Here is a 23,451-nt window from a genome sequence, read left to right as displayed (position 1 = left end):
AGGTAGTGCAAATCGAAGACAATACAAAATAAAAAAGCATTTTTTTATTTTTATTGTTGAGATTCGGCCTGTCTTATTAGAAAGTAGTGTATTTCTCTCTACCAAATGTTTGAACTGTTAAGCGTATTCTTGGCATTTCCGGGTGTAAGTTTCTGCTTAATTATGGCAAGATATTCCGTCCATTTTGCATCAGTTCTTCTGTTCCAGACGTCGCCTAAAAAAGCACCTCCGCCAAAGTTCCATGCTCTCAATTGTGGAATATATTCAGGGGTGACACCTCCCAATGCAACTACTCGCTCATTGATGATTCCATTGATGCCTGCTTCCTCTAAGTCTTTGTTAGAGAAGGAATGTTTGTAGCCTTTTTTTGAAATGCTGTCAAAGATTGGACTGAGGAAAACATAATGGCAGGCAGGTTTGAGAATCGCGCTCTTTTCGTCTTTGTTCTTGGGTGATATAGTCTGGAGAGCTTGTTCTACTTCCTTAAAACTATGGCAGGATTGTGAGATGCTTCCTTGAAAGCCTTTTGGAATCTCGTGGTTTCTTCTGTTAAGGTGAATACCATGAAGATGAAATTCCTGACATAGTTCGAAGTGATCGTGTACTACGATCTTTTTATGCCATTTCTTGTCGATTTCCTGTATCAGTTGCCTACACTCCTCTATATTTGATTCTGGTTTGCGCAGATGTAGCAGGTCTGTACCTGCTTTAAAGAGTTGGTTGATATAGGTTGATTCATTCTCTATAAAATCGGGCAGAGTGATTACTATCCATTTCATATTCGTTGTGATTTTATTTCTTTATATAAAGGTGTTGGCTGTTATTTGATAAACAGTGCCTTGGGTTCATAGAAATGATTCACCGGACCATGACCTTTTCCTATCTGTACATCTTTTCCTGCCAGAATTGCGCCTGAAAGATAGGTTTTTGCCATGGCGATAGCTGTATTCATATCCATTTCTCTTGCCAGATAAGAAGTGATGGCTGAGGATAGGGTGCAACCTGTACCGTGGGTATTGCGTGTGTTTACGCTAAGGCCTCGATAACTGGTAATAGGTTTTCCGTCTTCGAAGAGGTAATCAATCTTTTCTGCTCCCTGGAAATGGCCGCCTTTGATGAGTACATATTTACAGCCTAACTTACTGATGGCTAAAGCTGCGTTCTGGATGTCTTCCTTATTCTGTATCTTCATTCCTGCCAGTATCTCTGCTTCCGGGATGTTAGGTGTTAGCAGGGTAGCTAGTGGTAATAACTCCTGTATGAAAATGCTGAGAGCGTCCTCCTGCATGAGTCTGCAACCACTGGTGGAAACCATCACTGGGTCAATGATGAGATGCTGGTATTCCCCTTGGTATCTTTTCAGGGCTTCAGCAATAGCCTGGATAGTGGTACGGTCGTTAACCATACCTACTTTGATGGCATCTGGGTGGATGTCGTCCATCACAGCTTCTATCTGGCCCTTTACTATTTCGGGGTTGATGTCTTGGATGGCATAAACTCCCAGGGTGTTCTGTACGGTAATGGCTGTAATGGCCGATGCGGCATATACGCCTAGTGCTGACATTGTCTTGATGTCAGCTTGTACGCCGGCTCCTCCGCAACTGTCTGAGCCAGCTATTGTCATTGCTGTATAATATTTCATAATTCCTATTAACTTCTTGCTTTTCCTCTAAAACTGTTTCTTACCAGGGCTGATTCACAGGTCTCACAGAGATGTTCTGTGGCTTGATGGTGCTTGAAACCTTCTATCATGGCTTGGGCACGGGGTGAAGCCAGAATTTCTTCCAGCGATTGTTCAAGCAGGTTCCCAAGTGCTACATCTCCGTTGTGGTCCAAGCAGCAGGGTACCAATGTTCCGTCTGCCAATACGCCTATCTGCTTGAGTAGGGCTTTACAGAAAACTTCTCTTTTTTCTTCTCTGATACCTGATTTCTGATTTTCTTTTATCATTTCCTTTTCTTCGATATGGTTATCAAAGTTGGGCCATTCGAATTTCCTGTCAAACTCCAGATAGAGATTATTGGTAAGTCTGTAACCGTCAGGTCGTTCTTTCCAGGGTTTGGGAACAAATTTTTCGATGTGCTCCATTACTTCTTCATTTTCCCGGTCTTTTCCTCCTTGGTTCCAAAGTCTGAGAACTATGCAGGTTTCTTTCTCTGCTGCTTGGGTTGAAAAAGTCATTACCTCGTTCATGTAACTGGCAAGCTCTCCCTTGGCATTACTCTCGTGTGAGTGGAGCGAGAGCTGTATTTTGTGGGGAAGTGTATAAAGGAGATCCATAGCTTTGGGTAGCAGAGTGCCGTTGGATGTAAGTACGGTTTTGAAACCTTTCTCTCTTGCCATATTGATAAATTCGGGTAGAAGAGGGTGTAGTAGGGGTTCGCCCATAATGTGGAAATATAGGAAACAGACCTTCCCGCGTATCTTGTCGGTGAGCAGGTCGAATTCCTCAGCACTCAACTGTCTTTTCTTTCTTGTATGTTTTGGACAGAAGTGGCAGTTGAGATTACATGTATTAGTGATTTCTATGTAACAGCGATCTATCATTGTCTTGTCTTTTCTTGCATATAGCTTACTTTTTAGCAAAGTTACATGTTTTCTTTGATATGACCAAATAATATAGCATAATTTTGCATTTGAAGTCTTCTTGTCGTGGATAGTGAATGAATATGAAGGAAATATACAAATACGAAAATAAAAAAAGCCTTCTGAAATTTCTTTCAGAAGGCTCTTGCGGAGAGAGAGGGATTCGAACCCCCGGTACCTCTCGGTACGACGGTTTTCAAGACCGTTGTAATCGACCACTCTACCATCTCTCCATTGTTTTAGTCTGGATGACTATAGCTTGGTTTTCTTAAGCGGTTGCAAAGGTACTACTATTTTCTGGTTCCACCAAATTTTTTGCCAACTTTTTTTTGTTTTTCTTCAAAAAAATGCGTTTTGGGGACTAATAAGTGGCAAAATCGGCAAAAAATAGAGAGGTAAGGCTGAAAAAGACAATAAAAAAGGGCTACCGCCGTAGCCCCAATCTTGATAACCTTAAATCTAATACTATGAAAAACACACTGCAAAAATACAAAATATATCTATTCGTTATGTCAAAAGAATAGAAAATCTGTATTTTGAAAGGGTGCTTTAATCTTTTTTAAACCTTATAGGTAACCTTTCTGCTTAAACTCTTCCATCAGTGGCAAGGCTAAAATCTTGGCATCAGGATGTGGTGCACCGGTAGTACCTAATGCGCGAAGGTCGAAGAAATGTTTCCAGTCACTCACGAAAGCGGTATGAACCAGTTCTGTGTTGCAGTCCAATGGTAGGATGGCTCGTGCTTCCTGTGGTTTGCAACCTGCCTCTATCAGTTTCATGTAGGCATATTCGGCAGCCTGATTGGCGAATATCCAAGTTGTGAGTTTACTCCATTCTGCAGTTCTTCCTTCTGCAATGTCAGCACACATATCTTCTATTCGGTAGTCGCTGGGATCTTGTGAACCATCGAAGCCTTCTGCTTCTACCCATGTAGGCAGGTTGATGGTAATCTCGTTATCAAACTTATTCTTCGAATAGTTGCAGTATCGGGTACTCTGCTCTGCCATAGAGTTGGCACGATGACGGTTATATTCTCGGGTTATGGAAATCTGAGTAGTAAAATGAACGGTAATACGGAGTTCGTGCTTACCTTCTTCATAGTTGCTGAGGTATTTCAAATCATCCATCGCCTTGTTTTCTGCCAATACTCGGAGATTGGTTGTAATATAGTCTTTGCCGTCTAAAGTTTTCAGACGTGAGAACTTGTTGTGGGTATAAAGCGGCAACTCTCCATGTTTGCATACCAGATATACGGTTCCATGTTCCAGCATGGCAAAGTGTTCACTCTGCACCATCCGATCCACGAAAGGTTTGGCAGAATTCACAGTGGTATTATTCTCACTTTTATAGCATACTCTTCCTGCTCGTTCTATCTGCTGGTAGATACCGAGCTCACCTGGTTTCTGTAACCAGATTTCATACGATGGTCTTTGTATTTTCATTTCTTTTTGTTTTTTGTTCTGTCTGCAAAGGTACATTATTTTGTGCATACGGCAAAATAATTCATGCCTTTTTTCGTCTTATATATAATTAAGGTGTAATAATTAGTAAATATGGAGATAAAACCAATAGCATATTTTCGTTCTCCCTTCAGTAGCAAGTTTGGCATACCCAAACAGGCTGGATTGGTAGCAGAACTGGAAGGACAGATTGTTTTTGAACCCGAATTTCGTAACCCTGATGCGCTGCGTGGCATGGAGGGCTTTGATTATCTTTGGCTGATTTGGGAATTTTCAGCCAATAGGCACAAAGCGCACAGTCCGGTTGTTCGTCCTCCTGTGTTGGGAGGCAATGAGAAAGTGGGTGTCTTTGCCACTCGAAGTCCTTTCCGTCCCAATAATATAGGTCTTTCATCGGTAAAAATTTCTCATATCGAATGGGAGACTCCTCATGGTCCTGTCATTCATGTTAAGGGAGCTGATCTTATGGACAAAACACCGATATTTGACATCAAGCCGTATGTGGTGTATGCCGATTCTCATCCTGGGGCAAGGAGCGGTTTTGTTGATGACCGCAAATGGCAGAAACTTGATGTAGAGATTTCTGGAGATGTAGACAGGCATCTGCGTCTGCAGGGATTGAATGCAGAAAAGATTGAAATATTGAAAGAGGTACTTGCCCAAGATCCCCGTCCGCATTACCAGAAAGACCCTCATAAGGTCTATGGAATGCCTTATGAGGGTCTTGATATTCATTTTACGGTTTGCAATCATACGCTTACTGTTGTCAAGTAGATTTCTTGAATGTTGAGTCGAAAATTTACTTTGCGAAACTTTCAAAACGTACGTTTTCCAACAGAATTTTGCAGGCAGCATCGATATTCTTGGCTTCCTTGGTGTAGAAGATATTGGAGTTTTTGATGGTGATATCGTGTACCATACCTTCTGCACCATGTGCTTCAATACCTGTTTTGCAACCTCGTACGTAGATGTTGCTCATGTGGATATCCTGAAAGTTTGGCAGGAATTCCTGTTTTACAGGAGCGGTCTGTTTCTTGGCACCTACGTGGTTATCAAAATAGGTGGTCTCAAAGGTGATGGCTGCATCCTTGATATCGGTCATGTAGATATGGTCGATATAGATGTTCTCTGATGTTCCGCCTCTCTTCACAGCACTCTTAAAACGTAAACCGGTATCTGTTCCCTGGAAAGTATTGTTGCGAACAACAATATTCTTCATGCCGCCAGAGAACTCGCTGCCGATAACAAAACCTCCATGGGCATGGTATACGGTGTTGTCCTGGATATTGATGTTTTCACAAGGACCTGCAGCCACACCTGCTGCGCCGGCGCCACCCTTCATGCAGATACCATCATCACCGGCATCAATCACATTGTTTACGATGAGTACATCCTTACAGCTGGAGATATCAATCGCATCACCATTTTGGGCATTCCAAGGGCATTTTACGGTGATTCCGTCGATAGTCACATTCTTGCATCGGGTAGGGATGATATGGAATTTAGGACTATTCAGAAGTGTAACACCCTGTACGAGCACATTCTCGCAACTGGTGAATCTGATCATGTGTGTTCGGGTTTTCTCCTGTGTATCCATATTCTCTGCCACGTTAGGTTGATGTTTCAGATTGAATGGATACCAGATGTCACCCTTCTCATTCAGTGTTCCGCCCATAGCCTGGAATTCTTTCCATTCTACGTCACTAACCTTACTGCGCTTTACCGGTCTCCACCATTCTCCGTTTCCGTCAATGGTGCCCTCGCCTGTGATAGAGATGTTCTTTCTCTTGCTGGCATTGATGGCTGGAGTTGCACGGTTTTCTTTCTTTCCCGTAGTCTCGTCTATCTTGAAGTGGTCGTTCTTGTCTTCTGAAAGAACGATGATGGCATTCTTTTCCAGATGCAGGTCAATATTGTCCTTCAGTGAGATGAGACCGGTGAGGTAGATACCTGCAGGCACATTAAGATGACCGCCGCCCATCTTGTTCAGTTTGCTGATGGCTTTGGCGAATGCCTGGGTATTCATGGTGAGTCCGTCACCATTACCGCCACATTCCAAGATACTGACATGATTGTCTGGGATGCTAGGCAATGTTGGTTGCTGCATCTGAACTGGTAAGTTCTGATAATACTTACTGTAATCTTTGGCATTGGCTGTCACAAATGAGAAACAGACCAATAGAGCTATTAAAATCTTCTTCATAAGCTTTTTAAGTTTAGTTTGTTTAATAAATTCTATACTTTGTCTTGTTTGTAATATCTGTTACCTTAAGGTGTGGATATAAAAAAAAGACGGCCCTAACCACAGTTAGTAACCGCCTTTTATGAAAGGAGGAGTGGTACCACCAGGAATCGAACCGGGGACACAAGGATTTTCAGTCCTTTGCTCTACCAACTGAGCTATGGCACCATCTTGCTTTTTGCGGTTGCAAAGGTACAATAAATATTTTAATTGAGCAAGAGAAAACGAAATATTTTCTCTTGCTTAATGTTTATTAACTAAATACCGCGTTGTTTGAAATTAATCTTTCAGCGGATTCCAACCTTGTGCTTTCAGTTCAAATTCCTGTCCGTCTCTGGTAATGAGGAACTTGCCCAGATTTTCTTTGGTGATGTAGCCAATCTGCCTTACACCCTCCATGGTCTCAATCTTCTCGTGGTCACCGATAGGTACGGTAAAGAGAAGTTCATAATCTTCGCCACCATTCATAGCACAGGTGGTAAGGTTCATATTGAATTCTTCTGCCTGCACGGCTGTCTGGTAGTCGATAGGTATGTTCTTCTCATATACTCTGCATCCGCAATGACTCTGTTCGCAGATATGCATCAATTCACTGCTCAGACCATCGCTCACATCCATCATGGCGGTAGGACGGATACCTGCCTCACGCAGTTGTGCTATCACATCTCCGCGTGCCTCAGGCTGCAGTTGTCTTTCCAAGAGATATTCCTTGCCGGCGAAATCTGGCTGGAAGTTGCGCATATTCTCTAAGTCTCTGTTCAGAAGAGCCAGTTTCTCGTTATCACCATTTGCTTTAGCCTCAGCCATCTTCTTTCGGATATCTTCTATCTGTCCGTAGTATACAGCCTTTTCGCGTTCCAGCAGTTGAAGTCCCATATAGGCACCGCCCAAGTCACCCGACACACAGATCAGGTCTGTTTCCTTGGCTCCGTTGCGGTATACGATTTCTTCTTTTGCTGCTTCTCCGATACAAGTAATACTGATGGCTAAACCGGTGAGAGAAGAGGTAGTATCACCTCCCACGATATCTACTCCCCATTTGTCGCATGCCATTCGAAGACCCTTATAGAATTCATCAATGTCTTCTACTTTGAATCGTTTACTCAATGCTATGCTTACTACCATCTGGCGTGGGGTTCCGTTCATAGCAAAGATATCACTGATGTTTACCATTGCACTCTTGTAACCCAAGTGAACCATGTCAATATAGGTAAGGTCGAAATGTACGCCCTCCATCAGCATATCTGTAGTCATGAGCACCTCCTTGTCTGGATAATGCATCACGGCACAATCGTCGCCTACACCATAAACGGTAGACTCGTTTTTCTTTTCATAACCTTTGGTGAGATGGTTTATAAGACCGAATTCACCTAACTTTGAGATATCCAAAATAAATAATAGTTTATAATTTATACTTAAGATCTGCGGATGATTTCTCGCATAATCTCTGTCATCTTAGGCTGTGCGGCATTGGCTGCAATCTGCACTTCCTCATGACTGACTTCTACAGGTACATCGAAACCGCCAAGATCGGTGATGATGCTGATGCCGAAAACCTTGATTCCACAATGGCGGGCAACAATCACTTCAGGTACAGTACTCATACCTACAGCGTCACCACCCAATACACGATACATGCGATACTCTGCCGGTGTCTCGAAGGTAGGTCCCTGCACGCCAACATATACACCATGCTTTGCATCAATTCCCTTCTCCTTAGCGATATCGTCGGCAAGGTCGCGGAGTTTCTTGTCGTATGCTTCGTGCATATCCGGGAAACGTGGACCGGTAGGGAAGTTCTTTCCGCGCAATGGATGTTCTGGGAAGAAGTTGATGTGATCATCGATAATCATTAGGTCTCCAATCTGGAATTCCGGATTCATACCGCCCGAAGCGTTGCTTACAAAGAGGGTTTCAATGCCCAACTCGTACATCACACGTTCTGGGAAGGTTACAGCCTTCATGTCATATCCTTCATAGTAATGGAATCTTCCTTCCATAGCCATGATGTCTTTACCTCCTAACTTACCGAAAATCAGTTTGCCTGCATGACCTTGAACGGTAGATACCGGGAAGTTTGGTATTTCACTATATGGAAATTCATAACTGTCAGTTATTTCTGAAGCTAATTGTCCGAGACCGGTTCCCAGTATGATTGCTGTCTTCGGACTTGTTGTCATCCTTTCTTTTAGCCAGGATGCTGTTTCTTGAATTTTTTCGTACATAGCTAATGATTTTGTCGTTAAAAATATCTTCTTGTTCCAGCATGAAACTTACCTTGATAGGCAGTTCGTATATGCTTTTCTTTACTATTTCATAGAGTCCCTCTGTCTCTTTTAGTCTCACGGCATCTTTCTCTGTCGTGATAATCAGACGGGGTTCTGGCATCTGTTCAAACGCCTCGTTGATGCGTGTGATGTCTTTATTCTTGAAGCGATGGTGATCACCGAAACTCAGCGACTGCATACTCTTGACCATTGGCTTCAGGTCGTGTTCCATCTGCTTAGGCGATGCGATACCAGTAACCAGCAGAACATGGTAGTTTTTCAACTCCTTCTTGGCTATCTGCTGGTCTTCGAAAACTCCCTTTGGCGTATCATAGTTGATGCAGGTGAAGTAGAGCTTCTGGAAAGGGTAAAGGTTCATAGCCTTGGTGAGTACTCGAAATTCCATTGGCTTCAGGTCCTTTGGACATTTAGTGATAATCACAATGTCTGCACGGTTCTTACCGCTTAGAGGTTCTCTCAGTCTTCCTGCTGGCAACATCTTGTCATAGATGATCAGACGGTGGTAATCTACCAGCAGAATGTTGATACCTGGCTTCACATAGCGATGCTGAAAGGCATCATCCAGTAATACTACATCTACATCCTTGGTTGGTTCTTCATTCTGCAACTTTTCGATTCCTCTCACACGCTTAGCGTCTACGGCTACATAGATATCGTCAAACTTGCTGTGCATCTGGAAGGGTTCATCGCCAATCTCTGACATTGTCGTATCTTTATCTGCCAGCACATAGCCACTGGTCTTTCTTTTGTAACCACGTGATAGCACAGCTATCTTTACCTTGTCATGCAACAAGCGTATCAGATACTCCACATGGGGAGTCTTGCCCGATCCGCCCACCGTGATGTTACCCACAGAAATGATCGGGATTGAGAATGACTGACTCTTTTTCAGTCCGATATCGAAGAGCCAATTGCGAAATCTGACCATGCCGCCATAAATCCAACTCAGTGGTAGCAGCCAGTCGTTGATCTTGATAAGATCGCCTTCTGTTCTCATGTCTGTTTCCTTTCTCTTAATTCGGTATGTCTATATATTAATGTACGCATACCTTATTATAAATGTTATTGTATGTTCAGTACGTAAGGAAGTGCAGCCTGTATAGGCTCTTTCTCCTTCATATTGCGTATCATGATGAATGGCTGGTAGAGATCACCCAATGCCAGACGCAACTGTTCGTCGAGGTAGGTTCCCTTGTTTCCGCCCGCCATATCCAGCAACTGTTCCATCCATCCAGCCAATGCCGGATATTCTACCGCCTGATAACTGCTGAGATGAGCCAATTCTGCAGCCTTGTCGATGGCGTCGCTCAAGCCGCCGAATCCATCAATTAACTTGATCTTCTTGGCGTCTGTACCCAGCCATACTCTTCCTTGAGCAATCTTCTCAACCTGTTCGGTACTCATTTTTCTGCCCTCAGCCACACGATTGCGGAAGAGGCTATATCCACGGTTCACATAGTTTTGCATGGTGGCAATCTCTTCTGCACTCCATGGGCGTGACATGCCTGCAGAGGCATAGGTACTGTTGCGGTTGGTCTTCACTTCATCATACTTGAAGCCTAACTTCTTTGTCATCAGGTCACTGAAATCTGGCATGGCTCCAAAGATGCCGATGCTGCCGGTCAATGTTGTAGGTTGTGCCATGATATATTGGGCACCCATACTCATATAATAAGCACCCGATGCTGCCATACCACCCATCGAAACCACTACCGGCTTCTTTTTATTTAATTCTTTAACTGCTCTCCAGATCTGTTCCGAAGCATAGGCATCGCCACCGCCCGAATTGATACGCAGAACTACGGCCTTTACCTGACTGTTATCTGCAAGTTCCTGAAGGTCCTTGATGACCTTTGTACTTACTATCTGTTGCTCTGAATCATAGATGCTAGGAGTCTCCATCCTGACAATGGACCCCTGACAGTAGTATACGGCAATCTCTTCGCCCATCAGATTCGAGTCGTCTATAGTCATATCTACGTCGTTATAGTCAACCTGATTGATGGTCTCGTCTGCCTTCAGTCCTAACTGTTTCTTTACCACGTCTCTGATTTCATCATAATAGCAGAATCCATCTACCATCTTTCGAGATTTCAGTAGTTTGGTATCATCAAACACCATCAGCCCGTCAGCATAGCGGTTCAGTGAATCCTTGCTGATGTTTCTGCTTTTGCTCACATCTCCCAACATCTGTAGCCAGAGTCCACTAATATAGCGTGAAACCTGCTCTCTGTTGACATCCGACATTTTGTCTTCGGTGTATGTTTCAGTATAGCTTTTGTATTTGCCTACCTTCACTACCGTAAAGTGAACGCCAAATTTGGCTGCTACATCTTTGATATATTGTGGCTGCGATGCAATACCATGCCAGTCCACATTGCCTTCTGGGTTTACATATACCTTGTTGGCAACCGAAGCCAGATAATATCCACCCTGTGAGAGAGCATCACCATATGCGATAATCCATTTGCCGCTCTTCTTGAAATCGGCAAGTGCATTTCTGATTTCCTGCAAAGTGGCATAATCTGTCTCCAAGATACCTGTTTCCAGATAGATGCCCTTCACTTTATCCTCATTCTTTGCCTTGCGGATAGAAGAGAGAATCCTGTTCATGCCTATGTTGTTAAACTGCTCGCCTGTCAGTTCGCCGAGCCAGTTGTCTTCAGTACGGTCTTCAATCTGTCCTTGTAGTTTCATTACCATCACCGCATTGTCTTTCAGTGCCGGTTTACTGTTGCTCGATGCCACCATTCCGATGATACAGATGAATCCCAGGATGGTCATAATCAGCCCGAAGGCAAACAATCCTACGATAGTAGCTGCCACGTTCTTGAAAAAATCCTTCATTATTCTATGTCAATATTTTATAAGTGAGACTCCTAAATAAATGCCAGCGGCAGAAGAGAGATGTTTTCTCCGATTGCCGTTTACAGCAATTTTTCTGCAAATATAGCAAAAAAGAACCAATAATCAAAGCGATTGGAACAAAAACACCAAAAAAAGAAGAAAAAATAACATAGGGTTAACGAAAAAATGCCTATCTTTGCATTATCTTAGCAAAACAGAATAAAGATATAAACAACAAAACAAAACAGAAAAATGAAAAAGACAATGATTTTTTTTCTTCTGATGCTGACAGCAATATCAGCATCAGCGCAATCCACAGCTCGCAAGTTCGTATTGAAGAACAGCAGCGATGGACAGAGTGAACTTACCTGTTATCTTCCTAAGAAACCCTCTGGAAGAGCCGTAGTAGATTGTCCTGGAGGTGGGTATTCTCATCTTGCAATGGACCATGAGGGACATCAGTGGGCAGAATATTTCAACAAACAGGGTATCGCTTTCTTCGTCTTGAAATACCGTATGCCTAAGGGAAACCGCAATATTCCGTTGAGTGATGCCTATCAGGCGATGCGAACCGTTCGTGACAGTTCTGCAGTATGGAGAATAAATAAGGAAGATGTTGGTATCATGGGCTTTTCTGCCGGTGGACATTTAGCTTCTTCCGTCAGTACTCATGCAGAGGCGGCTGTGCGACCTGATTTCTCGATTCTTTTCTATCCTGTGATTTCAATGGATGAGCGTATCTCTCATAAGGGATCATGTGTGAATTTCTTGGGTGAAGAGCGTAATACCGATAAGAAACTGGTAGAAGAGTGGTCTAATGACAAGGCTGTTCGTCCTAATCTTACCCCTCGTGCCATCATACTGATGTCTTTTGATGATAAGGTTGTTCCTCCTGTAACCAATGGCGTAGCCTATTATTCTGCCATGAGCAAGGCGGGCAACGAGTGTACCATGCACATCTATCCGACTGCCGGACATGGATGGGGGTTCCGCGATGCCGCTCATGGCTTCCCGTATCACGACCAAATGTTGAATGACCTTACCTGTTGGCTCAACAGGCTTCCGTCTAAGTAATCTAAGTAATAAGTAAAGAGAATACCTAAAAAGAGGGTGTGTCATAAGTTAATGATACACCCTCTTCTTGTTGTTGGAAAAACTAGGATATGTTGTTGAAAGAGCTAGGATATGTTGTTGGAAGAGCTAGAATATGTTGTTGGAAGAGCTAGGATATGTTGTTGGAAGAGCTAGTATATGTTGTTGAAAGAGCTAGTATATCTAGTATATGTTGGTGGAAAAGTTAGTATATGTTGTTGTGACAGTTAGTATCTCCGGTCGCACAACAGCTGTTGTGCGCTTGCATAACAGCTGATATGCGCATGCACAACAGCTGATGTGCATGCGGTGGCCAACTGTTATGCGCCAACTATTTTCCAAACTTATGGCACATCCTCTTTTTCTTTTTATATACTCCTAATAAGCATTCTTGTCAGGGCAGATAATGCTCTTGGCTGTCATGAAGATAATCTTGATATCAAGCCAGAACGACCAGTTCTCTATATACCAGATATCACGGCGGATACGTTCCTCCATCTGCCAGAGCTCCTTGGTCTCACCACGGAACCCGGTAACCTGAGCCCAACCTGTGATACCCGGCTTGGAGAAGTGGCGAACCATATACTTATCTATCAGGCTTCCATATACCTCTGTATGATGCAGCATGTGAGGGCGCGGACCCACAATACTCATGTCTCCCTTAAGAACATTGAAGAATTGAGGAAACTCATCTATGTTCGTCTTTCTCATAAAGTTGCCGAAAGCAAATTTACGTGGGTCGTTCTTTGTTGCCTGTGCCTTGTCTGCATCCTTGTTTACATGCATGGAACGGAATTTAAGACAGTAGAAGGTATCACCATTCAGACCCGTTCTTGCCTGTTTGAAGAAAATTGGACCAGGACTCTGAATCTTGATGATGAGAGCTATGAATGGAATGAATGGTAGAATGCACAAACATGCAAGCCCGCTCACCACGATGTCAAAGCTACGCTTGATAATGCGGTTTGACGTGCTTGTTAGGGGTTCTATGCGGTTTGAATATACCGTCCTTCCCATGAAATTCTGGGCATCAAGATGCAATTTGTACTCACCAAACACACGTGGCAGGTAGTAGAAGTGTATCACATTTTTATCACAGAAGTGTATGATGTTGATGATCTCAGGATCTTTATGCGACAGGCAGCAGAAAACCTCGTCAATATTGGAAGGTTCACCATTGATGGTATCATTCATGGTAGAAGAGATAATCTCTTTGAGCTGTTTCATGTTTCCTATTCTTTTCAACCCTTCCGGATTATCAGTGATGTCTTCATCTGCATAATATCCTTTTACGATATAACCTGCCGAGGGATCTTCTGTCATCGTCTTGTACATCTCGCTCACGGCAGGATCGTTACCTACAAAGACGACGGTGCGTGAGTTGCGGCCCTTAGAGCGGAAATACTTTAGTAATTTGAGCTCGCAGAGTCGGCTTATGATGAGAGACAGATAGAATGTTATGCCGAAGATAATGCTGAAGGAGAACATCTTTCCCCCGTGACCGAGTAGTCTTGAGAAGGTAAAGAAACAAAATGTTGTTGCTGCAGCCAGATAAAAAGTACGCCTTGTAACCTGCAGGAACCCGATCTTTCTGACATGAATGATGGTGGAATAGAAGTATTCGCCTAGGAACAAGGCAGCATTGGCAACAAAAAAGGTGATCTTTGTTGCTTTGTCGAAATACGCGGGTATGAGTTCTTGACCATATTGGGTATAGAACAACAGTACGATGTTGAGAATAACGAAATCGGCACCTATCACCAGTCTCCTTATCATTTCATTTCCTTTATAATGCTTGTTCGTCATTTGCTTATGTTTATTATACTCCTAGTTATTTATATATCTTTAAGTTGTTTGAGGTATGCTTAAATGATATTTGGTCGCAAAGGTAATAATAATAGTTGAAAATCGGAAATAAATCAGCAAAAAAATATCGAAATAGACCAACATGAACCAGCTTGAACCAGCTTTTCTTGTTTTTAATCTGTTTAAATGATGTTTTTTCTTCCTTTTTACTTTCTTGCGTATATCTAGGTATTTTTATATGAAATAGGTAGTTTTTTTAGAAATTGCTTGGTGGTCTCAAAAGAAAAACGTACTTTTGCAGCCGGATTATCACGGATGAATCTTCTTTGAGACCTGTTGGTACTGGGGGTAAACTCCTGATGTGATGCAGTCTCTCACTGTTAATTTGTGAAATCTCAAGTATGAACAATAAACGATTTAGATAGTAATAATATGCAATTAATTTTATTATCGGGTGGCTCGGGTAAAAGGCTCTGGCCACTTAGCAATAATGCTAGAAGCAAACAGTTCTTGCCATTGCTCGAAAAGGAGAATGGGGAGATGGAAAGTATGGTTCAGCGCGTGGTACGTCAGGCTCAGGAAGCAAATCTGACCAACGATATTACGCTTGCTACAAACGCCAGTCAGCTGGATATCATCCAGAACCAGCTGGGAGAGCGGGTTTCTGTGGTTACCGAACCGGAGAGGCGTGATACTTTCCCTGCTATCGCTTTAGCTGCAAGTTATCTGAAACTGAAGAAGAAATGTGAGGATGATGAGGTTGTGGTTATTATGCCTTGTGATCCTTATACCGAGTTGGAATATTTCCATACCATAGCCCGTATGGTGGAATGTGTGGAGAAAAACGTCGCCGACCTCGTGCTGATGGGTATCAAACCTACTTATCCAAGTGCAAAATATGGTTATGTGGTTCCTTTTGCTGAAGGAGAGAAGTATCAGATAGTGAAGAGATTTACCGAGAAACCGGATGTGCCTACAGCAGAGAAACTCCTGGAGGAGGGTGCTTACTGGAATGGTGGTGTCTTCGCTTTCCGTTTGGGCTATATGATGCAGATTGTACGTAAGTATATGCAGAGTGAGAACTTTGAAGATACTCGTGCAAGATATAGCGAATTTCCAAAAATCTCTTTCGACTACGAGGTGGCGGAGAAGGCTGAATCGGTAGCGGTAGTACCGTTTAATGGTGAATGGAAGGACCTGGGTACCTGGAATACACTCACTGATGAGCTGCACCATGCCAGCATTGGTAATGCGGTGATGGGAAGTCATTGCGAGAATACGCATGTCATCAACGAACTCCAGTTGCCTCTGTATGTGGATGGCTTGAAGGATGCTGTTGTTGCAGCGAGTCCTGATGGCATCTTCGTCTGTGCAAAGAAATATTCCGAGGACATCAAGAAGGCGGTAGAACATCTTACTCCGCGTCCGATGTATGAGGAAAGAAGGTGGGGTACTTATCGGGTGATTGACGATTCTGAGTATGCTGACGGCAATCATTCGCTCACCAAGAGTATTACCTTGAAGCCAGGTAAGAATATCAGTTATCAGCTTCATCACCATCGTTCAGAGGTGTGGACATTCGTAGAAGGTGAGGGCATCTTTGTACTTGATGGTGAGGAGAAACATGTGAAGGCTGGTGATACCGTGGTGATTCCTCTGGAGCATTATCATGCCATCAAGGCGATTACACAGCTGACTTTCATCGAAGTTCAGAATGGTAATCCACTGGTTGAGGAGGATATTGAAAGATTCGATTATCAGTGGAAAATGAAATAAAACACAAGTTTTTGTGATATAATGTCAGTATTTAAACGTGTCAAAGTGTCAGTATGGATGCTTTGGCACGTTTTTCGTATATCGTCGGAGTGACGGGTAGCAATACCTGTTGGCAAAATAAATGTATAACAATTAAAATATTATAGAATCATGAACATTAAACCATTAGCAGACAGAGTGCTGGTACTTCCTGCACCAGCTGAAGAAAAAGTAGGTGGAATTATTATCCCTGATACAGCAAAAGAGAAACCACAGCGTGGTAAGGTCGTTGCTACAGGTAAGGGTACGAAAGACGAAGAGATGATTCTCAAAGAAGGTGATACCGTACTCTATGGTAAGTATGCTGGCACAGAACTCGAATTCGATGGTACTAAATATATCATGATGCGTCAGAGCGATGTACTCGCTGTAGTAGAAGAGTAATTCTTAAAGGTAAAAAAGTAAAAAGGTAAAAAAACTTTTTGCTGATATTTATTTAAACATTATTAGAAAGAATATATTATGGCTAAAGATATTAAATATAATATGGATGCCCGCGACCTCTTGAAGAAGGGTGTTGATCAGTTGGCAAATGCAGTAAAGGTAACTCTCGGTCCTAAGGGCCGCAACGTGGTAATCGAAAAGAAGTTTGGTGCTCCTCAGATTACTAAAGATGGTGTTACCGTGGCTAAGGAAGTAGAGTTAGAGGATAAATTCGAAAATACTGGTGCTCAGCTTGTTAAGAGCGTTGCCAGCAAGACCGGTGATGATGCCGGTGATGGTACAACAACTGCTACTATCCTGACTCAGGCTATCGTAACAGAGGGCTTGAAGAACGTTACTGCAGGTGCAAACCCAATGGACTTGAAGCGTGGTATCGACAAGGCTGTGGCTGCTGTTGTTGCCTTCATAAAGGAACATGCTGAACAGGTAGACGACAACTACGATAAGATTGAGCAGGTGGCTACTGTTTCTGCCAACAATGATGCTGAGATTGGTAAGCTCTTGGCTGACGCAATGCGCAAGGTTTCTAAGGATGGTGTCATCACTATCGAGGAGAGCAAGAGCCGTGATACCAACATCGGTGTTGTTGAGGGTATGCAGTTTGACCGTGGTTACTTGAGCGGTTACTTCATGACAGATGCAGACAAGATGGAGTGTGTAATGGATAACCCATACATCCTTCTTTATGATAAGAAGATTTCTAACTTGAAGGAGTTCTTGCCAATTCTCCAGCCTGCTGCTGAGAGTGGTCGTCCTTTGTTGGTTATCGCTGAGGATGTTGATTCTGAGGCTTTGACTACATTGGTAGTTAACCGTTTGCGTGGCGGTTTGAAGATTTGTGCTGTAAAGGCTCCTGGCTTCGGCGACCGTCGCAAGGCTATGCTGGAGGATATCGCAGTGTTGACTGGCGGTGTTGTTATCTCTGAGGAGAAGGGCTTGAAGTTGGAGCAGGCAACTTTGGATATGCTGGGTTCAGCTGACAAGGTTACCGTCAACAAGGACAATACAACTATCGTTAATGGTCATGGCGAGAAGGCTAATATCCAGGATCGCGTAGCTCAGATCAAAAACGAAATTGAGAATACCAAGTCTTCATATGATAAGGAGAAACTTCAGGAGCGTCTGGCTAAGCTCGCCGGTGGTGTAGCTGTCCTCTATGTAGGTGCCAACTCTGAGGTTGAGATGAAGGAGAAGAAGGATCGTGTTGACGATGCACTCTGCGCTACCCGTGCCGCTATCGAGGAAGGTATCGTTGCTGGTGGTGGAACTACTTATATCCGTGCTCTCGAGGCGTTGAAGGATATGAAGGGTGATAACGCTGACGAGACAACAGGTATCCGTATCGTAGAGCGTGCTATTGAGGAGCCTCTCCGTCAGATTGTTGCCAATGCCGGTGGCGAGGGTTCTGTAGTAGTAAATAAGGTACGCGAGGGCGAGGGTGACTTCGGTTACAATGCCCGCAAGGACGTTTACGAAGATATGCGTCAGGCTGGTATCGTAGATCCTGCCAAGGTAGAGCGTGTAGCTTTGGAGAATGCTGCTTCTATCGCAGGCTTGTTCCTGACAACAGAGTGTGTGTTGGTTGACAAACCAGAGCCTGCACCAGTTGCACCAGCTGCAGCACCTGGTATGGGTGGCATGATGTAATTAGATGAATAATTTGAGCAAACAAAGCACATCGTAAGACAGCGAGTTTGCAAAGCGAAAATATCAAATAGGGGTGATTCTCAGCGAATTATCCCTATTTTTTTGTTTTTTTAGTCATAAAGATGCAAAAAATAGCAAAATTATTTGGTTCGAATAATCTTTTTTTGTAACTTTGCATCGTAAATAAAAGAAAGTATCATCCGAAGGGATGGCAAAGATATTTTTTTGATTTGTTTTAGTAGATTAGTTTTTAAGTAGTTTGTTTTTGGAAATCGGTTGTCGTGAGACATCCGATTTTTTTTTGTTTTTATTTTGTTTTCTCAATTTAATTGTGTAATTTTGCAGCATAATAGAAAATTCATAGCATGAACAATATTGATTGGAAAAAAGCAGTGGTCTTTCTGATTGTTATCGGAGGACTCATTTATATTACAAAGGCAGAGTTGGGAATGACTACTACAAACTCGTTCCTTACTACGCTGGGTATCTTATTGCTTCTCTTTATCGGAGATAACTTCGCACAGAAGATTGATGATGATCGGAAACGACGTAAACTGAATAATGATGGAAAAGCTGATTGATTTATATAAAAAATGGGCGGGTGAAGAACCGGCGGATGTCATAAAATTGGCAGGGCAGGGGAGTAACCGGCAGTATTTCCGTATCATTGGGCATGATGGTGATACGGTAATTGGTGTGATAGGAACCAGTCGTGATGAGGATCATGCCTTTGTATATCTGGCTCAGCATTTCCAGCTCAGACAGTTGCCTGTTCCCCAGATTCTGGCGGTGAGCGATGATGAACTCTGCTATCTTCAGACAGACCTTGGCGGTACTTCGCTTTTCGATGCCATCAAGGGCGGACGAGATGCGGGCGGACGTTACAATCAGAAAGAGAAGGAACTCCTTAAGAAAACCATTCGTGAACTTCCGAATATCCAGATTCGCGGTGCAAGAGGATTGGATTGGCAGAACTGCTATCCGCAGCCAGAATTCGATGTAGACAGTGTACTCTTCGACCTCAACTACTTCAAGTATTGTTTCCTGAAGCCTACCGATTTGGATTTTCACGAACTGAAGCTCGAAGCCAACTTCCGGCTTTTTGCCAAGGATCTGACATCAGAACCGATGGATTGTTTCCTTTATCGCGATTTTCAGGCGCGCAACATCATGCTGGATGATAAGGGAAATCCATACTTTATTGATTTTCAGGGTGGCCGAAAGGGACCATTTTATTATGATCTGGCCTCATTCCTCTGGCAGGCATCTGCTAAGTATCCGTTCAAACTGCGCAGAGAACTGGTTTGGGAATACTACCAGTCATTGAAACATTATACCGAGGTACCTACGGTGCGACATTTTGTAAATCGGTTGAGTCTTTTTGTGCTCTTCCGTACCTTGCAAGTGTTGGGTGCCTATGGATTCCGTGGTTATTTCGAGCGCAAGAAGCATTTCATTGACAGCATTCCGCCGGCTATCCAGAATTTACGCGATCTTCTGAAAATGGGAGACAAGGTATTCCCTTATCCTTATATGATGGATATGTTGAGAAGACTGACCGAATTGCCACAGTTCAAGGTGATAGAGAGTGTGGCGCTGAGTCGTGCAGACGGCTATAAGACTACCGACAACAATATCTATCGTGCGCATCCGCAGGACGGACCTGCCACCTATTCTAAATATGATGGTAAGGGACCGCTGGTGGTAAGAGTGTATAGTTTTTCTTTCCGTAAGGGCATTCCAGAGGATCCGTCGGGCAATGGTGGAGGTTATGTCTTCGACTGCAGAAGTACCCATAACCCTGGCAGATACGAGCCTTATAAGAAGTTGACGGGTCTGGATGAGCCTGTTATCCGATTCCTGGAGGATGATGGTGAGATATTGAAGTTCCTGGATCATGTCTATGCACTTGCCGACCATCATGTAAACCGCTACATGCAGCGTGGTTTCACCTCTCTGATGTTCTGTTTCGGATGTACAGGCGGTCAGCATCGCAGTGTATATTCTGCGCAGCATCTTGCCGAACATATTCACCGGAAGTTTGGTGTAGAAGTGCAGATTTGTCATCGTGAACAGCATATTGAACAGGTTTTGCCGGCAAAACAATAGAAAATAGCGTGCAAATTTGGCTATCTCGCAAAAAGTTAGTAAATTTGCACGCACATTTTAAAATAGCTATTTAGCAATGATGCAAGCAATGATATTCGCAGCAGGTTTGGGCACTCGCCTTAAGCCACTTACCGACCGCATTCCGAAGGCTCTGGTAAGTGTCGGGGGAGAACCTTTGCTCAAACGTGTCATCTTTCAGTTGAAGGATGCCGGTTTCACTCGCATTGTAGTGAACGTGCATCATTTCTCCCAACAAATTATCGATTATCTCAGAGCACATGACAACTTCGGTATGGACATCCGTATCAGTGATGAGAGTGAAAAGCTGCTCGAAACGGGTGGAGGTATCCGGAAGGCATGGCCGCTCTTCAACCAGTCAGAGCCTATTCTAATCCACAACGTTGATATTCTGAGTAATGTAGATCTGAAGAAATTCTACCAGATGGAGAGCAGGGATATGATTGCTGCCCGCCTGATGGTGAGCGAACGCAAGACCAAGCGTTATCTGCTCTTTGATGACAGCATGCGACTGGTGGGATGGACGAATATAGAAACGGGCGAGGTGAAGAGTCCTTATCCTGATCTCAATCCCAAAGATTATAAGATGTATGCTTTCTCGGGCATTCATATGGTTGCCCCATCGCTCTTTCCATTGATGGAGGAGGAACCGGACAAGTTCCCTATCATGGACTTCTATCTGAAGCATTGCGACAAGGTGCGCATAGAGGGATATGTAAAGAACGACCTCAAGCTGATGGATGTGGGAAAGCAGGAGACGCTGAAAGAGGCGGAAGCATTCCTGGAATCGTTAGTTAATAGTTTATAGTTAATAGCGGTATGCCGTATAGCAAGATTACTATAAACTATAAATTGTAAACTGTAAATTAAAATTAGATATTATGCAACAGAAGATTATTATTTTGGATTTCGGTTCACAGACCACACAGCTCATCGGCCGTCGTGTCCGTGAACTCGATACCTTCTGCGAGATCATGCCTTACAACAAGTTTCCGAAGGATGACCCATCTGTCATTGGTGTCATCTTGAGCGGTAGCCCTTATTCCGTTCATGATCCGGAAGCTTTCAAGGTAGATCTGAGCCAGTTTATCGGTCGCATTCCTGTACTCGGCATCTGCTATGGTGCTCAGTTCCTCTCTTACGCCCAGGGCGGTAAGGTGGAGGCTGCTGACAGCCGTGAGTATGGTCGTGCCAACTTGGAGCATTTCGATAAGGAGAATCCTTTGTTCAAGGGATTCATCGAGAACTCTCAGGTTTGGATGAGCCATGGTGATACCATCACTGCTATCCCTGATGATTACAAGTGCATCGCTTCTACTGCTAATGTGAAGTATGCTGCTTATGCTTCTACCAAACAGCCTGTATGGGCAGTACAGTTCCACCCAGAGGTGTTCCACTCTTTGCAGGGTACACAGCTCTTGAAGAACTTCGTGGTTGATATCTGCGGAAGTAAGCAGGACTGGAGTGCTGACTCTTTTGTTGAGACAACAGTTGCTGAGTTGAAGGAACAGTTGGGCGACGATAAGGTTATCCTCGGTCTTTCTGGCGGTGTTGACTCCAGTGTGGCTGCCGTTCTCCTGAACAAGGCTATCGGTAAGAACCTTACCTGTATCTTCGTAGATCATGGTATGTTGCGCAAGAATGAGTTCCGTGACGTGATGGAAGACTACAAGTGTTTGGGCTTGAATGTAATCGGCGTGGATGCATCAGAGAAGTTCTTTGCTGACCTGGCTGGTGTTACTGACCCTGAGAAGAAGCGTAAGATTATCGGCCGCGACTTCGTGGAGGTTTTCAATGCTGAGGCTAAAAAGCAAACTGGTGCCAAGTGGTTGGCTCAGGGTACCATCTATCCTGACCGTATCGAGAGCTTGAATATCACCGGTAAGGTGATCAAGAGTCATCACAACGTAGGTGGTCTTCCTAAGGAGATGAACCTTCAGTTGTGTGAGCCTTTGAAGTGGTTGTTCAAGGATGAGGTTCGCCGTGTAGGTCGCTCTATGGGTATGCCTGAGCACCTGATTACCCGTCATCCATTCCCTGGTCCTGGTTTGGCTGTCCGTATCTTGGGTGATATCACCCCTGAGAAGGTACGCATTCTCCAGGATGCAGATGATATCTATATCCGTGGCTTGCGTGAGTACAAGGTGAAGTTGAGTGGTGAGGAAGCTCGCCGCGTCCTGGCTGCCGGTGTTCCTGCTGACATGCAGAATGGTGAGATTGAGGTTTCTCTCTACGATCAGATCTGGCAGGCTGGTACCGTATTGCTTTCTACTGTCCGTTCAGTAGGTGTGATGGGTGATGAGCGTACATACGAGCACCCGGTTGCCTTGCGTGCTGTAACCAGTACTGATGCGATGACTGCTGACTGGGCACATCTTCCTTATGATTTCATGGCTAAGGTAAGTAATGAGATTATTAATAAGGTGAAGGGTGTAAACCGTGTATGTTATGACATCTCTTCAAAACCACCTTCGACAATTGAGTGGGAATAAACAGAATAAAAAAGTCGCCTTCAAAGAGGGTGACTTTTTTTTTATTCTTATTTCTGGTTCTTCAGGAGATCACGTATTTCCATGAGAAGTTTTTCTTCATTGCTTGGCTCCGGAGCCTTAGGAGCTTCTGCCGGTTTTTCCTCTTCCTTCTTCTTGGAAATCTTGTTCACCACCTTGATGAGCATGAAGATACAGAAGGCAACGATGAGGAAGTCGAAACAGGTCTGGAGGAAGTTGCCATAGTTGATGGTAGCCGCCTTCAGTTCCTCACCCGCTACATTGACGGTAGGTAGGGTGAGTTTGAGGTCGGCGAAATTCACGCCGCCAATCAGCCATCCTATAGGAGGCATGATGACGTCATCAACAACAGAGCTTACGATTTTGCCAAAGGCACCACCGATGATAACACCGACAGCCATGTCGAGCACATTGCCACGCATGGCGAATTCCTTGAATTCATTCAAAAATTTACTCATACTTTTATCTTTTTAATTATAACTATAGTTTGATTGTTTTTCTTTTTCTCTTTTCTTATGTATATAATAAGGTATAGGATGCTGAGTTTTTCCTTTGCTTTTTGCAATATGGAGTTGTCAGTATGGCAT

20 protein-coding genes and 2 tRNA genes are annotated in these 23,451 nt (G+C 43.7%); 9 read left to right on the top strand and 13 right to left on the bottom strand.

All coding sequences use genetic code 11. The annotated features are described in order from the left end of the window. Window positions 1-98 precede the first annotated feature (98 nt). The 5 genes from RCO84_RS09350 to RCO84_RS09330 form a co-directional block, all read right to left on the bottom strand. Entirely contained in the window at window positions 99-779 is a 681-nt protein-coding gene (locus RCO84_RS09350; protein WP_317584861.1) for a thiamine phosphate synthase, read from the bottom strand. 41 nt (window positions 780-820) lie between these two features. Further along, window positions 821-1,642 (bottom strand): bifunctional hydroxymethylpyrimidine kinase/phosphomethylpyrimidine kinase, encoded by an 822-nt coding sequence (gene thiD / locus RCO84_RS09345; protein ID WP_154480324.1) that lies wholly within the window; start codon window positions 1,640-1,642, stop codon window positions 821-823. Between the two features lie 8 nt (window positions 1,643-1,650). Continuing rightward, the gene (locus RCO84_RS09340) at window positions 1,651-2,547 is read right to left on the bottom strand and encodes a radical SAM/SPASM domain-containing protein (protein WP_317584859.1); all 897 of its coding nucleotides are present in this window, start codon (window positions 2,545-2,547) and stop codon (window positions 1,651-1,653) included. A 187-nt stretch (window positions 2,548-2,734) separates the two neighbouring features. Then, a tRNA-Ser gene (locus RCO84_RS09335) sits at window positions 2,735-2,819 on the bottom strand. 333 nt (window positions 2,820-3,152) lie between these two features. After that, window positions 3,153-4,028 carry an FAD-dependent thymidylate synthase gene (locus RCO84_RS09330; protein WP_022121629.1) on the bottom strand — a complete coding sequence of 292 codons (876 nt, stop codon included), beginning with the start codon at window positions 4,026-4,028 and terminating at the stop codon, window positions 3,153-3,155. A 111-nt stretch (window positions 4,029-4,139) separates the two neighbouring features. On the opposite strand from RCO84_RS09330, the gene tsaA reads away from it, so the two are divergent. Beyond that, a complete protein-coding gene (gene tsaA, locus RCO84_RS09325; protein ID WP_317584857.1) occupies window positions 4,140-4,820 on the top strand; it encodes a tRNA (N6-threonylcarbamoyladenosine(37)-N6)-methyltransferase TrmO in 681 nt (226 codons plus the stop codon). 25 nt (window positions 4,821-4,845) lie between these two features. On the opposite strand, the gene RCO84_RS09320 is transcribed toward tsaA, so the two are convergent. The 6 genes from RCO84_RS09320 to sppA form a co-directional block, all read right to left on the bottom strand. Beyond that, window positions 4,846-6,249, bottom strand: coding sequence for a glycoside hydrolase family 28 protein (locus tag RCO84_RS09320; protein WP_317584856.1), 1,404 nt, complete (start codon window positions 6,247-6,249; stop codon window positions 4,846-4,848). A 134-nt stretch (window positions 6,250-6,383) separates the two neighbouring features. Then, window positions 6,384-6,456 (bottom strand) — tRNA-Phe (locus RCO84_RS09315). Between the two features lie 111 nt (window positions 6,457-6,567). After that, the gene (thiL, locus tag RCO84_RS09310) at window positions 6,568-7,680 is read right to left on the bottom strand and encodes a thiamine-phosphate kinase (RefSeq protein WP_040552461.1); all 1,113 of its coding nucleotides are present in this window, start codon (window positions 7,678-7,680) and stop codon (window positions 6,568-6,570) included. Between the two features lie 23 nt (window positions 7,681-7,703). Continuing rightward, window positions 7,704-8,513 (bottom strand): purine-nucleoside phosphorylase, encoded by an 810-nt coding sequence (locus RCO84_RS09305; protein WP_082231209.1) that lies wholly within the window; start codon window positions 8,511-8,513, stop codon window positions 7,704-7,706. Continuing rightward, complete coding sequence (gene lpxK / locus RCO84_RS09300) at window positions 8,398-9,573, bottom strand: tetraacyldisaccharide 4'-kinase (protein WP_317584855.1); 1,176 nt, start codon at window positions 9,571-9,573, stop codon at window positions 8,398-8,400. The genes RCO84_RS09305 and lpxK overlap by 116 nt, the downstream gene beginning before the upstream one ends. A gap of 65 nt (window positions 9,574-9,638) precedes the next feature. Further along, on the bottom strand, window positions 9,639-11,423 hold the full coding sequence (sppA, locus tag RCO84_RS09295; protein WP_317584853.1) for a signal peptide peptidase SppA: 1,785 nt from the start codon (window positions 11,421-11,423) through the stop codon (window positions 9,639-9,641). 264 nt (window positions 11,424-11,687) lie between these two features. On the opposite strand from sppA, the gene RCO84_RS09290 reads away from it, so the two are divergent. Beyond that, a complete protein-coding gene (locus RCO84_RS09290) occupies window positions 11,688-12,497 on the top strand; it encodes an alpha/beta hydrolase (protein WP_317584851.1) in 810 nt (269 codons plus the stop codon). Window positions 12,498-12,893: 396 nt separating this feature from the next. Here RCO84_RS09290 and RCO84_RS09285 read toward each other — a convergent pair whose 3' ends face one another. Then, window positions 12,894-14,321 (bottom strand): undecaprenyl-phosphate glucose phosphotransferase, encoded by a 1,428-nt coding sequence (locus RCO84_RS09285; RefSeq protein ID WP_317584849.1) that lies wholly within the window; start codon window positions 14,319-14,321, stop codon window positions 12,894-12,896. Window positions 14,322-14,753: 432 nt separating this feature from the next. On the opposite strand from RCO84_RS09285, the gene RCO84_RS09280 reads away from it, so the two are divergent. From RCO84_RS09280 to guaA, 7 genes are all read left to right on the top strand, one after another. Beyond that, complete coding sequence (locus RCO84_RS09280; RefSeq protein WP_022121638.1) at window positions 14,754-16,097, top strand: sugar phosphate nucleotidyltransferase; 1,344 nt, start codon at window positions 14,754-14,756, stop codon at window positions 16,095-16,097. Window positions 16,098-16,247: 150 nt separating this feature from the next. Continuing rightward, complete coding sequence (locus RCO84_RS09275; protein ID WP_006846288.1) at window positions 16,248-16,520, top strand: co-chaperone GroES; 273 nt, start codon at window positions 16,248-16,250, stop codon at window positions 16,518-16,520. Window positions 16,521-16,598: 78 nt separating this feature from the next. Beyond that, entirely contained in the window at window positions 16,599-18,227 is a 1,629-nt protein-coding gene (groL, locus tag RCO84_RS09270; protein ID WP_287587014.1) for a chaperonin GroEL, read from the top strand. 365 nt (window positions 18,228-18,592) lie between these two features. Next, window positions 18,593-18,808 carry a hypothetical protein gene (locus RCO84_RS09265; RefSeq protein ID WP_006846290.1) on the top strand — a complete coding sequence of 72 codons (216 nt, stop codon included), beginning with the start codon at window positions 18,593-18,595 and terminating at the stop codon, window positions 18,806-18,808. Next, complete coding sequence (locus RCO84_RS09260; RefSeq protein WP_317584846.1) at window positions 18,792-20,336, top strand: RapZ C-terminal domain-containing protein; 1,545 nt, start codon at window positions 18,792-18,794, stop codon at window positions 20,334-20,336. Before RCO84_RS09265 ends, RCO84_RS09260 begins: the two co-directional genes overlap by 17 nt. Window positions 20,337-20,412: 76 nt before the next feature. After that, window positions 20,413-21,162, top strand: coding sequence for a nucleotidyltransferase family protein (locus RCO84_RS09255; RefSeq protein WP_287587008.1), 750 nt, complete (start codon window positions 20,413-20,415; stop codon window positions 21,160-21,162). Window positions 21,163-21,235: 73 nt separating this feature from the next. Beyond that, window positions 21,236-22,846: a glutamine-hydrolyzing GMP synthase gene (guaA, locus tag RCO84_RS09250; protein ID WP_022121641.1), complete on the top strand. Its 1,611-nt coding sequence runs from the start codon at window positions 21,236-21,238 to the stop codon at window positions 22,844-22,846. A gap of 47 nt (window positions 22,847-22,893) precedes the next feature. Here the strand turns inward: guaA and mscL are convergent, their stop codons facing one another. Continuing rightward, entirely contained in the window at window positions 22,894-23,322 is a 429-nt protein-coding gene (gene mscL / locus RCO84_RS09245; protein ID WP_118152034.1) for a large-conductance mechanosensitive channel protein MscL, read from the bottom strand. Between the last annotated feature and the right edge of the window lie 129 nt (window positions 23,323-23,451).

Origin of the sequence: Segatella copri (assembly GCF_949820605.1) — a bacterium.
Classification (GTDB): Bacteria; Bacteroidota; Bacteroidia; order Bacteroidales; family Bacteroidaceae; genus Prevotella.
The sequence above is the reverse complement of the archived record's forward strand: the minus strand, read 5'-3'. Positions and strand labels throughout refer to the sequence as shown.